The organism is Thermococcus waiotapuensis (genome assembly GCF_055384795.1).
Genome location: NZ_AP042429.1, coordinates 152,058 through 164,463 on the forward strand (window position 1 = coordinate 152,058; position 12,406 = coordinate 164,463).

Consider the following 12,406-nt stretch of genomic DNA (forward strand, 5'->3'; position numbering starts at 1 on the left):
CTAAGAGGGTAGAAGGGAGGGTACTAAATGGACGTACCGGTCAGGATCCCCACGGGGGTTAAAGGGTTTGACGAAATCATAGAGGGTGGTCTTTTACCGGGTAAAACTTATCTCCTCACTGGCCCTCCTGGGAGCGGCAAAACGACTTTTTCGATGCACTTCCTTCTTGAGGGGGCCAGAAAAGGCGAGAACACGGCTTACTTCTCCCTCATCCACGATCCACTCGAGGCAGTTAAGGACATGGCTCGCTTCGATCCCTCCGTGTGGAGCTATGTGAAGTCGGGCAAGATATTTCTCCAAGACTACGGTAAGACCCTCTGGAAGGTAGCCGGCAAACCCCCGACATGGGGGAGCGTTTTGATGAGCATCAGGGAGATAGCCGCGTCCCAGAGAGTATCCAGGCTCGTGGTGGATCCTATTACTGCGATAGACTTCAGCAACACTAATCCAGCCGAGAAGAGGGCACAGCTGGCCAACTTCATAAGGACGATCGAGGAGATGGGGGTAACAGCTATCCTCGTGGCGGAGCTAACGGATCTGGATAAATACACCGAGGAGTACTACCTGGCCGAGGGCGTGATAATGCTGCACTACTTCATGGACGACACAGTGGGAGACATGGTGCGCGGGGTGCAGGTTCTGAAGATGCGCAGGACGAGGCATGAGACGCGCATATTCCCCCTGAAGTTCACAGACAGGGGCTTGGTCGTGACTCAATGAGAGGGGGATCTAAGTGAGGAGAAATAGTTTAACCCTCAGGGAAGTGGAAGAAGAGCAGGACATCGTTAAAAGAGCGTACCTGGCTGGCTACTGGGTGGGCTACACCGGGAACTCTGAGTGGGTAGGGGCCGGTAACAGACTTAAGAGGGGGGTACTCAAGGCAGCAGAGGAAGCGGGTCTCCTCAGGGAGGTGCTTAAGGCATACAGAGAGGGGAAATTACACGGATTAAGAACCCGGGAGAGGGAGATACTGGAGAGGATCTCCTCAAAACTTTCCTCCGAGGAAACCCCCGATACAGTGCGTCACAGCAAAAAAGCGCTTGCAGTAGGTTTTCCAGAGCCCGCGTCGCCCTCTGGGAGGGGAATCCGCAGCATAGAGAAGGTCCAGATGCTCAGACCGACCGACGCTATCAGGAGGGGGAGACTCCTTCTGATGCCCAGATTCGTGAGGAGAGGCTAAACTTCCCAACTGCTTTTTCAGCCCCCATCCCACAACCCCTCCGAAAATCCTCTGAAGTTTTCGAAGGTTATGGCGGCCACCCCTTTGGGGCGGGGGTTCTCTTGTAGCCTCTCGATTAGAGCGGCTATCCTCGATTCGTTCTCGAAGCTCCCCATGCTTCTGTCGCTCCATTTGAGAAGGTGGTAGACGAAGTCAAAACCCGGGCTGGGGTGCTTGTAGCCCGCCAGGTCAACCAGATACTCAATGTGACCAACGTGCCTGCCAAGGGGCGGCCTCACCCCGTTCGTTGCGAGGGGTGTCGCAGAGCTTTTTCGCGTTGATGAAAGGTTACTTTTTCGAAAGCCCCGCCGTTTACAGTTAGAGGGTTAGAACCGGGAGCGGGTGACGTCAATGACATCCCAGAGGCCTGTCCCGTTTGTGTGGCTGAGGTGGATAAGTATCCAGGTCTTCTTCCTTTCCAGCGACCTCGATACCGAAGTTGGTCAGCCCCCGTTGATCCTCTCAAAAGCCCTCTCATCCCTCAGCCTCTTGCCATAGACCATGATGGGAGGGCCGGAGTATGCGTCAAAGATCACCCGCTTTCTTTATGGCATCACTTCTCTCGTGAAGGTCTTTGATCTCCATTGCAAACCGGCCCAAACGGCCGTGCCTTCCCGGAGGCTCAAGGCTATGGGTGCCCCGAGCACGGAGAACAATCCGGTGAGAACCATCTCGAACTCTCCGTTTCCGCCTGTTATCACCAGCCACTGGCCAAGCAGAGAGAAAGCGATGAAGGCAAGCAGACCCACCGCGAACCCCGTGTCTGCGTTTGCTTCAGCCGAGCTTGAGGGTATCAGGACGAGTCCGATGACGATTCCTATAATCCAGACAGTTAGTAACGCCAGACTGACGGTTCTGCTCGCCTTTATCTCCGAGCCAAAGTCCCTGCTGAGTGAGGTGGTACTTTCTCCATTTTTATCTTTAATTATGCCCCAGTCTCCGCTCCAAGCGCCCAGTAGAGCGCCGACTTCACAGGTTCATACCTTACTGCTTCCGCGAGGATGTAGTAGCCAACCATCACTACGAGCCAGACCGCGTAGTTCATAGCCCCGTACATCTTCCCGGCCGTTATCAGTTTTCCGTCAACTCTCTCAAGCACTTCCTTGAGTTCCTTAACTTCTTCCATCTCCACCACCGATTGGGATTTGGGGTTCCCCTATTTATAGCGTGGAGTTTGTCTGAATTTCAGTGAAAGTCCACCAGGTTCTCCGAGGAGTCAGGGAGCTGGGGGAGCAGCACAGCGGGGAGAGCCCCCCTGCAAAGGCGGGCATGGACTTCCTCCGGAATGACTTTGTAGAGTTAGGGTTAAATACTCTTGACGCTTATATCCCCTAAGGTGGTGTAATGTGGAGGTCCTCAGTACGGGTATTCCTCTTCTCGATGAGGCTCTCGGTGGGGGCTTACTCGAAGACAGTAACCTGCTCATAACCTACGACACCTACTCCAACGGCTGGGGGCTTGCCGTTGAAATCCTGAGAAACAGGATCAGGGAGGGAGACTTTGGGGTCATCTTGGACTATGTCCTTCCCCTCACGCCTTTGAGGATGGAGCTCGGAATGCTGAACTTCGACGTTGAAAAGGAGGGGAAAGCTGGGAACCTGGCGATAGTGGATATATTTTCCTCCTTCCACAAGCTGGACTATGGTGAGGATTACGTTTACACCGGCTCCACATGGATTCCGCGACTTTTCTCCCCAAGTACCTCCACCTCTACCGCAGGATCCTGGAGGAAAGAATCCATGACAGGAGGCCCATAGGGATAGACGTAACGGTAGATGGCCTCGCTTTCCTTCTTGGAGAAGAGAATACCATCAAGCTCTTCCAAAGCCTGATGGCGCTGAAAGAAAGGGCAAGAATGGAGGAGAAGAGGAAGCGGCCGATCAACATCTTTCTGCTTAATAGGGGCAGGGCCTCCGATAGGCTGGTATCGTGGATAGCTCTCTACAGCCAGTACGTCATCGAGTTCTGCTCCTCCGTGGATTCCACCAAAGAGAAGATGGTCATAAGGAAATCCCCTCTCCCGGACTTCAAACCAAGGGAAGGTGGCTACCGCTTTTGGATAGAGCGCGGGCGGGTCATCATAGAATAGCTATCCCCCCGCCCTTGAACGCATGAGGAACTCCATGAAACGCTCTATTTCCTCCTGATTTCCCTGTATCAGAACCCGGTTGAGGGTAATGCCGTTCCTTCGGGTTCTCCCCAGGGGCGTCAGGCTAACCTTTGCCCCGCTCCTCTCGCGGATTTCGTCGAGTTCTTTTAGCGGAATTGGAGTTTCGATGATTCTCAACGGAAAACCCTCCACCCTTCACTCCACCCTAAAGGTCAGCCCCTTCTCCTTCGCCTTCCTCTCCACCTGGAGGCGGAACTGGCAGGCCTTGCATATCTCCTCAGTCGTGGGCTGGCCGCATATTTTACAGCGGTTGAGCTCGCTCGTCTTCTTAGTGTAGGTCTTTGCTATCAGTGGGAACAGCCTGTCGTAGCTCCTCAGGATCTGGTACTTCGTTCCGGGGTGTTTCTCCTCCATCTCGTTGAGCCAGTCGCGGATTTCGGCGCGGAATGCCTCAACAGCGTAGGGGCACTCGCTTAAATCGACTTCAATGTTGTTCAGGAGGGCATACAGGAGGGTTTCCTTCTCGGGAATCTCGCGGAGGGGCTTTATCCTCGGAACCAGCTCTGGGTGGATTTCTTCATAGTAGGGGCCAGTCCTCCCGAGTCTCGCTATGTCCCCGCGGAGAATGTTCATGAGGACCATCTGGACTTCATCGTCGAGGTTGTGGCCGAGCGCCAGCTTATCGGCTCCAACGTCTTTGGCGGCATAATTGAGCAGCCAGCGCCTCCAGACGCCGCAGTAGGAGCACGCCCCAACACGCTCTCCCCTTTCGAAGCTCCCCATTACCTCAACAGTTTCGTCAAGGGTAAAGCCAATGTATTCCTTGAAGGAATAAACCCTGTGCTCTATCCCGAGTTTTTTCGCGTTTCTCTTTGCAACTTCAACGCTCGCCGGCCTGTAGCCGGCTATGCCCTCATCGATGGTTATCGCCACCAGCTCGAAGGGGAACTTCTCGCGGAGCTTGGCCAATAAGTGCATGAGGACAACGCTGTCCTTTCCGCCAGAAACGCCGACGGCTACCCTCTCGCCCTTCTCTATGAGGCGGTATTTCTTCACCGTCTCCTTGAACTTCTTCTCAACCATCTCGTTGAAGTGCCTGTGGCAGTAGTACCTGCCCGTGTAGCGTGCATGATAGACGGCTTCCCTTCCGCACTTTGAGCACTTATGTACCATGGCTCTCCCAGATGAGGTTGGGGGTGAGTTTAAAAAGGGTTGGGCTCGCTCACCTCGCAAGGTTCAGGAGGGCCGGCCAGATGTTGAGGGCCAGCAGGAGGAGCCCCACCCCTATCGTCGCGTACCGCACCGGTCTTGCCAGCTTCTCGGGGAGGTACTCCTTCAGCACGTCATCGAGCATCCTGCCGCCGTCCAGGGGGACGAGCGGGAAGAGGTTCATGAGTCCTATGCCCAGGTTTAGGATGTAAATCCAGTAGAAGGCGAAGAAGAGCGGGAATACGAGAGCCTCGTGGCCGACCTTTGAGGTGTAGTGCTGGCCAAGGTATATGCCAATGTAAGGTTTTTCGGGGTCGTTTTCCCTTGCGCCAAGCTTCAGGCTTAGGCTCTTTTCTTCTCCGTTCCTCAGGATGGTCAGGGCTATCACTTCTCCAGGCCTCGTGCCGTTTATGACCCTTTCAAAGTCTTCGAGCGTCCTTATGGTTTCCCCGTTTATCCCGGTTATGACGTCCCCTGCCTCCAGCACCCCGAAGGCGGGGGAGTTTTCTATTACGCCCGCGACTTCTATCCCGGCTGGCTGAAAGAGGGGCGTTAGGGCAAAGTTTATCACCATGACCGCTATCAACGCGGTCACTATGTTGGCGAGTGATCCGGCACCGTAAACCCTGAGCCTCGTCCTGAGTGGTGCCTTTTTCAGTTCTTCTTCGTCAGGCTCAACAAAGGCGCCGGGAATGACTAAGAAGAGCACAAGTCCAACGGACTTGAGGGGAAGCTTATCGGCCCGGGCAACTACACCGTGGCTCAGCTCGTGAACCACCATAACGACGGCCAGACCTATGAGGCCATACCAGAGAGGTATTGTTAGCCCGGGGATGACCAGCTGGACTCCTGCCTGCTTTCCTTGGGTCTGGAGCGCGGCCAGGGCCGTTTTAAGGAGGGCGTAGAAGACATAGGCCATCCCCATGAAACCCACCACTATCCCAACGTCCCCGTAGACCTTCCAGAACTTCCTTGCCCGCGACGCGGTTCTATCGATGAAACCAAGCAACCGCTTGGTGCGCCACATGGCGACGAAGAGATCCACCTCTAACCCTTCCTCCTTTTGAATCGGCTCTCCCGTTAGGGGGTCGACTTCTCTCTTCCCGGAGAGCCCGTAGAGAACCGCCCAGAGTGCCAAGACGGCCCCCGCCCCTATTATGAGGCCCGATGAAACCATGAGCATCTCCCCGTTTCCCTTGTTCCTCCCCTCTATGAGCCGCCCCGACTTATAAACCTGCCGACTCCCCGATCACCCCACGACCTCCACGTTCAGCTTGAGGCTCTGTATTGTCCCGTCTATTGCCCCGAGTATCAGGTTTTTCGCCTCTGTTTCGGCGTAGTTCCCATCTGGGGGAGCAGGAGGAAGCTCTGGCTGCTCGTCCTTGAAGAGGAGGAACCAGACCTGCCACTTCCCCGGCCTGTCTATCCTGAAGGTGTAGTTCGTTTCGAACTGCGGCGTCCAGTTGCCCTCTATGTTTACTGGAACATGGGATAGTGTTACGTTGAACCAGCCGGGCATCGGGTACATCTCGTGGATTACGGTGGTGTTCGTGCCATTGTCCCATGTCAGGTTAACCAGCCAGATCTGGACGTAGTAAGTGACATTTCTGCCCTCGTGGTTGACTATTCCTATTATGACCCCGCCTTCCTGGCCGGCCCTCAATTTTGTTGGGTAATCGGCCGCCTTCCCTTCCGGTCCGAGGATGTAGAACTCCGTGAACTTCTCCCCCTGCTTCGGGTGGCTTATCACGTACGCGAGGGCCCCGATGGAGGTTATTATCGAGACTATCAGAATGACGGTGAGGGCCCTGTCGAGCCTGCTCGATTCCTCCCACTCGAGCTCTTTCTTTATCCTCTCAAGGGTTATCCAGGGCACCCAGGGCTCTACCGCTTTCCCCCTCCTGTAGATGGCTATAGCGGCAAACGCAACGTTGAAGACTGTCAGGCTGACGAGGATTGGCGTCAGCCTTATTCCCCAGGGGGTGAAGTTGAGGCCGAGGCCTATCAGGGGGACTATCGCTATGCTCAGCCCGAAGCTCAGGGCAAGCCTCTCAAGGTTGTCCAGCTCCCTTTTCTCCGGGAAGAGGGCCGTTATGAAAACGTAGCCCGGGAAAAATAGGACGAAGGCCAGGCCTAGGGCTTTTCTCAGAATGCTCTCCGGAGCGTAGGCTATGAGAAAGTCGAGGAGAAGTGAAAGCATTACCACGGTTACTAAATCCCAGTGCTTCCTTACGCCGGTGAGCTCCTCCATTCGACCACCGGTGAGAGTATCCCTGGCTCTTAAAATGTTTTTGTCAGGGAGCAAAACCTATTTAACCTCCGGGCGCGAAAAGAATGTAGTATCACCTGGAGGGATATGCCCTCCGGGGATGTTGGACAAGTTGGGCCAGTGCAACTACTGGGAGGTGTTGAGCCATGAGAAAGTTTGGTGCCCTGGTGGCCGCGTTGATGGTGTTTATGGCCCTTGCTGGCTTTGTTAATGCCGGCAACTACAAAATAACAGTGGATGGAGACCCAAGCGACTGGACTGGGGACTCAAGCCTTCTCTCAGACAACAGCTATACCATAAGCAATGGGGAGTGGATCTGGAAGGATGCAACGGGGGACGAGAGGACGGATTTTAGCAATCCGGACCCCAGAGTTGACATAACCGAGTTCCGCATCACCGCCGACGATACGTACATTTACTTCCTCATAAAGTTCAAAGATCTCGACGTCGTTGGCCAAGACGGGGCGCCGGGCATAATGATAACCATAGACACTGACCAGGTGCAGGGTTCAGGGCAAACATGGTTTGGTTTCAACTCTGATACCCAGGTAGCACGGGACGGAAACGCCAACTGGGAGTACCAGCTCCTCATCAACCTGGCACACGGGCAAGTGAGTGATGGTACCCCAGTTTATGGAGACGGAAAAGCAGTCTGGGCGGGTGGCTCCCCGCTGGACTTGGTGGATAACAGCTGGAGTGATGTCTCATCGTCGGACGACATGTTCGTTGCTTCAACGGCCAACGACGCCCTTGAGGTCAGGATTAAAAAGTCAGAACTCGGAAACCCGAGCAGGATAAGGGTTGAGCTTGCAGTGGTTAGGATGAACCCCTCGAGTGATGCTTGGGATATAAATGGTGCTTCAGACGTGCTCGATGCGATGACGACCACCGGGCCAAACACCTGGGACGAAGTTCAGGACGGTTACGTTGACTACTACGCGGATATTGACATCTCCCAGGTGCCCTTCTTCAGCAACCTCGCCGTTGGTCTGGCCGTTGCCCTGGGTACTCTGCTGGTCTTCAGGCGCCTCTGAGCCCCCTTTAATTTTCCCATTTTTGCGGACGTAATGCTTTTTAGGACGTCTTTTTCATTTCCAATGGATGTACCACCGGTGGTGTTGAAGATGCCGAGGAAACCTGCCCTTTTTCTGATCCTCACACTGCTGGGAAGCCTCTTCGCGGGCTTCGGCGGCAATAATAACCTTATTTCAGCTGACTCAGGCCAGATAGCGGGTGGAGACCCATTCTCGTGGAACTACGATAATGTGAAGGCCCTCGACGGCCATGGCGATATCTATCTCTACAGCGACGGCAGCGACGGGGCGAGGGACATTATAGCATTCTACTACGCGGCCTATCCCTCGGTCGTGTCCATGAGGATAGACCTCATGAACCTCAAAGTTAACGACGAGAACAACGCCAACTGGTACATCCTGATGGACTACAGCAGCGGCGGCGCAACGTGGCTCCCCGACGGTCTGCAGGGGAGCACTTCGATGGAGTGGGACGCTGCGGTCGCCATCTACTCGCCGGGTAATTACAGGGTTTACCTGCCCAACGGCTCCACGCTGGACGGGGCCGTACTTGGGGTTACCTTCAACGCTGAGTACGACTTCATAGTGGTTCAGCTCAACGCGGGCAGGCTCCCGGGTTATTCCTACACCAGCACCGTTAACTTCCAGGTTCTGTCCTCCAAGGACTTTAACCCTGTCATAACTGACTCTCTCCCAGACGACCTCCACTACTCCGTTTCAAGCAATGCTCACGCTGGCACCGCCAAGGTCGCCTTCGTCCACCACGGCAACCAGCACATAGGCTGCACGGACGTCTTCTGCGGGGGCATAGGGACTGGCTTCGACGAGATACTCCGGGTTCACGACCAGTACAAAGTCCCGGTGAACCTCCACATGAGCGGTGTCCTCCTCGAGTCGATGCTGTGGAACGACCCCCACTGCGGGGACTTCGGCTTCAGGGACGAGATAAACAAGGGCATCTCCGAGGGGTGGATAAGCGTACTCACCTCCTCCTACGGTCAGCACATAATGCCCTTCTTCCCCCAGGACCTGAACGTGAAGAGCATCGCCCTTGAAAATACCCTCATCTGGGAGCTTTTCCGCTACAACCCAAAGGTCGCCTGGGTTCCAGAGAGGGTGTGGGAGACCGGGCTCAGCGACGGCGATCCTCTCAACGGGGTAAAGAGCGACCCGTGGGAGTACTTTGCGGCAATAGACCCGGCGGACGGCCAGCCCTACGCTGAGGCAGTCATCCTCGACGAGAACACCCACGGAAGCGGTAAGGACACCAACGGAAATCCAATAAACCCGCGAAAGGTTTACAGGCTCCCCAACGGAATGCTCAGGATTTTCTTCATCGACGACTGGCTGAAGGACGTAATCTACAGCTCAAGCGACTGGGAGTCAGATATCTGGACGAGCGTAAAGGCCCACTGGCTCGACCTCGCCTTGAGCAGTGACCAGGAGCAGATAGACGTTTACGCCGACGACTGGGAGAAGGCCGCTGGCGTGGCAAACTGGCCAACGGATCCCCAGGATTACCTCTACGCGGTGAGGTACCTCGCCTCCCACCCGTGGATCCAGGCGGTTAAACTTGACGACGTTCTCTCATGGAACTCGTGGCAGGGCGACCGCTTCTGGGGTGATGGGGGCGACTACTGGCCGGTCCCAGGCACTTACTCCGAAATAGGCGGGATGAGCGGCTATGGGGGCACTGGAGACGTAAACGGCGATGGGGTAGCTGAGAGAAATGCCTGGTACAAAGACTGGGCCATAAACTACTACCCCTACAACTGCCCCAAGAGCGCCGGTGCGCTCTGGTGGGATGCCTACCAGGAGCTTAAGACCCTGGAGAACAAAGGAATAAACAACAACCTCGTGGAGATGGCCTGGATAACCCTCATAGCAAACCTCTACGAGACCGGCTGGCACGACGGCCTCACGGGGCCGATAAGCGGCTGGGAAAAAGAAATAACCTCCCACATGAGGCACTCGCTGGCCTACGCCTATGCCGCGTGGTGGCTCAGTGATAACGACAAACCGCTCTTAGCCTACTGGAAGAACGTTGACGGCGACAAAGACAACGAGATCGTAATCCAAAACGACAGGCTTTACGCTGTGATAGACCCGATAGGCGGAAGGATTGGCTGGCTCTTCGACTCCAACGGGCAGGTAATCATCGGGAACTCGATGGCCCTCTGGGGTGGGACTGAAGGTGACTACAACGACGGCAACCACATCTGGGGTCTGAGCGATGCTCACAATGGCGGAACCTATGAGAACGACTACTACCAGCTCTCCATCCTCGACAACGGAACCGGTGGAAAGGTTCTCATAGCCGCAAAAAGCCCTGGAGGCTTCACCAAATACATAGAGCTCCGCAGGGGATGGCCCTATCTCAAGGTAACCTACCGGAACGTAGCCGAGACGATTTACGTCAAGACGGGCTTCTCGCCGGGGTTAGGCGACATGCTCCACAACGGGAAGGCCCACATGAGCAGGGTCTGGCTCTACGACGGCAAAGTTGCGGGCTACTACAACACTGAAACGGACACGCTCGGGGCCTACGTAATCCCGGGCCCAGCTTCCTTCAACAGGGGAGAGGACTGGAGAACCCGTACCATAGTCGATGAGATAAAGTTCAGCGGCGATGCCACCTTTTACCTGTATGCCGGGCCGTGGAACGCCTCAATCTTTGGAAAGCTCCTCAGCGAGCCGATAAGGGGAACCGTGCTGGCTTCTCCGTCAAATCCCCGCGCAGGTGAATCGGTTACAATATACTACAACGCGAGCGGTGGCCCCCTGGAAGGCTCTACTTCATTAACGCTCCACTGGGGACACGACGGCTGGAAAGACGTGACGGACACGCCGATGACCCATGAGAACGGCCTCTGGAAGGTTACCATCAAAACCTCTACCAACTGGGGTTCCGTGGACTTCGTCTTCACGAACGGAAGTGAGTGGGACAACAACGGCTGGATGGACTACCACCTCTATTTGGCACCTTCAAACGTCCCGGGAAGTGTTTACACCTCCCTCACCGGTGACGAAAGCTCATGGGGAAGCTACCTGCCCGCCCCCAACACAGGGGAGATCCACGACGGCGAATACGTCTGGAACGACGCCCCTGGAGACGAGCATTCAACAAAGAACTACCCGTGGGACCCTGAGAACTACGACCTCCTGAGCGTTCGCCTAAGGGCGGACGGCGATTACATATACTTCTCGATAAAGCTGGGGAACCTGTCCTCTCTGGGAAGCTTCGGGGCACCGATCATAGCCATTCCGATAAACACGGGCTCAGGGGCTAACCATGCAGTCCCCTATGACGGCTCGCTTAGGTACTCCCCTGGCTGGGACTACTGGGTAACCGTCGACCTCTCAAAGGCGGGAGTGCCAGACTCGGTGTTATTCACTGAGCCTGGAGTTAAGATCTATGATTCAAGCTTTAACGGGCTCACCGGGGACTACTATGCTATAGCATCAAAGGCCAGCGGCGTTGTTCAGGTGGCAATCCCGAGGTCTCTCCTCGGAAACCCCTCTTCGATAGGCTTTAACGTCCTTGTCTTCATAGGGGACGGCGGGGGCGGCACGGTAAATCCCGGTTCGCCCGGGGTAGTTGAGCTTATGAGCGCCCTGAACACGGACGGTGAGCTGGGCGACGGTTCAATAGATACAGCCCATATGGTTGACCTCTCAAATATTCCCTTCTTCAGCAACCTCGCCGTTGGCCTGGCCGTTGCCCTGGGTACTCTACTGCTTTTCAGGAGGCGGTGAGCTTTTCTTCCCCTTTTACCTGTTTCTTCCACCTGAGCACGGCCCACCAGTAGATGAAGACATAGGCAACGAACATCAGGTCCCCAAGGTGGGAGTGGAACAGCTCTAAGAAGGACATCCCGCTGTAGTAGCCAATGACCAGAAGGGTGAATATCCTAACCGCGTTCAGGGGAATTATCCCGATGGCGCCGAGGAGCAACAGGGCGGCCTCCTTTCTACTGGATTTCCTCAGGTAAATGAGCAGCAGGGTCGCGAGGATGTAAATAACGAAGGCATCGAAGCCAGAACAGCCGGAGCCGATTATCACTATACTTTTCCTTACCACCGCCACGTTTCCGTTGATCTTTATGGGGACTCCAGAGAGGGTCACTAGCCCTTTAACAAGTATCGAGGTGACGTCCACAAAGAGGGCACTTGTCGCATCTATTGCCTCGCTGATCAGATCGGTTTTGGCCAGCAGGGCTATCGTCGCTCCCCCGGCTACAACTATTGAAGGCACCTCAAGGCCCCGTAATTCGTAGAGTATGAGCTGGAGGCCGAGAAGGAGAAAGGTGAGAAAGGCCGAGGGGCTCGTGTATTCTCCCAGCCTGATCACAAGAAAGGCCGGTGAGATCATGATGAACGAGGCCCCGATGATTGCCTGGAGATCTAATCCGGGCCTCTTCGGGAGGGCCCTCTTTTCCGAGATGCGGAGTGTTAGGGCGTAAATCAGGCCAGCGTAAAGCGTGAAGGGAGTCCTGTAAATCAGAAAAACGGCCGTTGTTAAGAGCACAACAAGCACTTCGAACGTTCTGATTTTTACCGCCATA

At 55.3% G+C, this 12,406-nt stretch carries 14 protein-coding genes; 6 read left to right on the forward strand and 8 right to left on the reverse strand.

Annotated elements, in window-relative coordinates; all coding sequences use genetic code 11:
- Positions 1-27 precede the first annotated feature (27 nt).
- Positions 28-720 carry an RAD55 family ATPase gene (locus tag ACZ47M_RS00805; RefSeq protein WP_315343246.1) on the forward strand — a complete coding sequence of 231 codons (693 nt, stop codon included), beginning with the start codon at positions 28-30 and terminating at the stop codon, positions 718-720.
- 13 nt (positions 721-733) lie between these two features.
- Complete coding sequence (locus tag ACZ47M_RS00810) at positions 734-1,180, forward strand: hypothetical protein (RefSeq protein WP_315343248.1); 447 nt, start codon at positions 734-736, stop codon at positions 1,178-1,180.
- Between the two features lie 17 nt (positions 1,181-1,197).
- On the opposite strand, the gene ACZ47M_RS00815 is transcribed toward ACZ47M_RS00810, so the two are convergent.
- The 3 genes from ACZ47M_RS00815 to ACZ47M_RS00825 all read right to left on the reverse strand — a co-directional run bounded on the left by ACZ47M_RS00815 (position 1,198) and on the right by ACZ47M_RS00825 (position 2,354).
- On the reverse strand, positions 1,198-1,458 hold the full coding sequence (locus ACZ47M_RS00815; protein ID WP_315343251.1) for a hypothetical protein: 261 nt from the start codon (positions 1,456-1,458) through the stop codon (positions 1,198-1,200).
- A 306-nt stretch (positions 1,459-1,764) separates the two neighbouring features.
- Entirely contained in the window at positions 1,765-1,968 is a 204-nt protein-coding gene (locus tag ACZ47M_RS00820) for a hypothetical protein (protein WP_315343254.1), read from the reverse strand.
- A 176-nt stretch (positions 1,969-2,144) separates the two neighbouring features.
- A complete protein-coding gene (locus tag ACZ47M_RS00825) occupies positions 2,145-2,354 on the reverse strand; it encodes a hypothetical protein (protein ID WP_315343257.1) in 210 nt (69 codons plus the stop codon).
- A 211-nt stretch (positions 2,355-2,565) separates the two neighbouring features.
- On the opposite strand from ACZ47M_RS00825, the gene ACZ47M_RS00830 reads away from it, so the two are divergent.
- The gene (locus tag ACZ47M_RS00830; RefSeq protein WP_315343259.1) at positions 2,566-2,976 is read left to right on the forward strand and encodes an RAD55 family ATPase; all 411 of its coding nucleotides are present in this window, start codon (positions 2,566-2,568) and stop codon (positions 2,974-2,976) included.
- Positions 2,892-3,308: a hypothetical protein gene (locus ACZ47M_RS00835; RefSeq protein ID WP_315343261.1), complete on the forward strand. Its 417-nt coding sequence runs from the start codon at positions 2,892-2,894 to the stop codon at positions 3,306-3,308. Before ACZ47M_RS00830 ends, ACZ47M_RS00835 begins: the two co-directional genes overlap by 85 nt.
- Here ACZ47M_RS00835 and ACZ47M_RS00840 read toward each other — a convergent pair whose 3' ends face one another.
- The 4 genes from ACZ47M_RS00840 to ACZ47M_RS00855 form a co-directional block, all read right to left on the reverse strand.
- Complete coding sequence (locus ACZ47M_RS00840; protein ID WP_315343264.1) at positions 3,309-3,506, reverse strand: TIGR04140 family protein; 198 nt, start codon at positions 3,504-3,506, stop codon at positions 3,309-3,311.
- An 18-nt stretch (positions 3,507-3,524) separates the two neighbouring features.
- Positions 3,525-4,502 carry a TIGR00269 family protein gene (locus ACZ47M_RS00845; protein WP_315343266.1) on the reverse strand — a complete coding sequence of 326 codons (978 nt, stop codon included), beginning with the start codon at positions 4,500-4,502 and terminating at the stop codon, positions 3,525-3,527.
- A gap of 49 nt (positions 4,503-4,551) precedes the next feature.
- Positions 4,552-5,715, reverse strand: a complete 1,164-nt coding sequence (locus tag ACZ47M_RS00850; protein WP_315343327.1) for a site-2 protease family protein — start codon at positions 5,713-5,715, stop codon at positions 4,552-4,554.
- A gap of 72 nt (positions 5,716-5,787) precedes the next feature.
- Positions 5,788-6,789, reverse strand: coding sequence for a DUF1616 domain-containing protein (locus ACZ47M_RS00855; protein WP_315343268.1), 1,002 nt, complete (start codon positions 6,787-6,789; stop codon positions 5,788-5,790).
- A 164-nt stretch (positions 6,790-6,953) separates the two neighbouring features.
- On the opposite strand from ACZ47M_RS00855, the gene ACZ47M_RS00860 reads away from it, so the two are divergent.
- A complete protein-coding gene (locus ACZ47M_RS00860) occupies positions 6,954-7,841 on the forward strand; it encodes a DOMON domain-containing protein (RefSeq protein ID WP_315343271.1) in 888 nt (295 codons plus the stop codon).
- Positions 7,842-7,931: 90 nt separating this feature from the next.
- A complete protein-coding gene (locus ACZ47M_RS00865; protein ID WP_315343274.1) occupies positions 7,932-11,597 on the forward strand; it encodes a carbohydrate-binding protein in 3,666 nt (1,221 codons plus the stop codon).
- Here the strand turns inward: ACZ47M_RS00865 and ACZ47M_RS00870 are convergent.
- A complete protein-coding gene (locus tag ACZ47M_RS00870) occupies positions 11,584-12,405 on the reverse strand; it encodes an exosortase/archaeosortase family protein (RefSeq protein ID WP_315343276.1) in 822 nt (273 codons plus the stop codon). The two genes, ACZ47M_RS00865 and ACZ47M_RS00870, sit on opposite strands and share 14 nt — an antisense overlap.
- Position 12,406 lies beyond the last annotated feature (1 nt).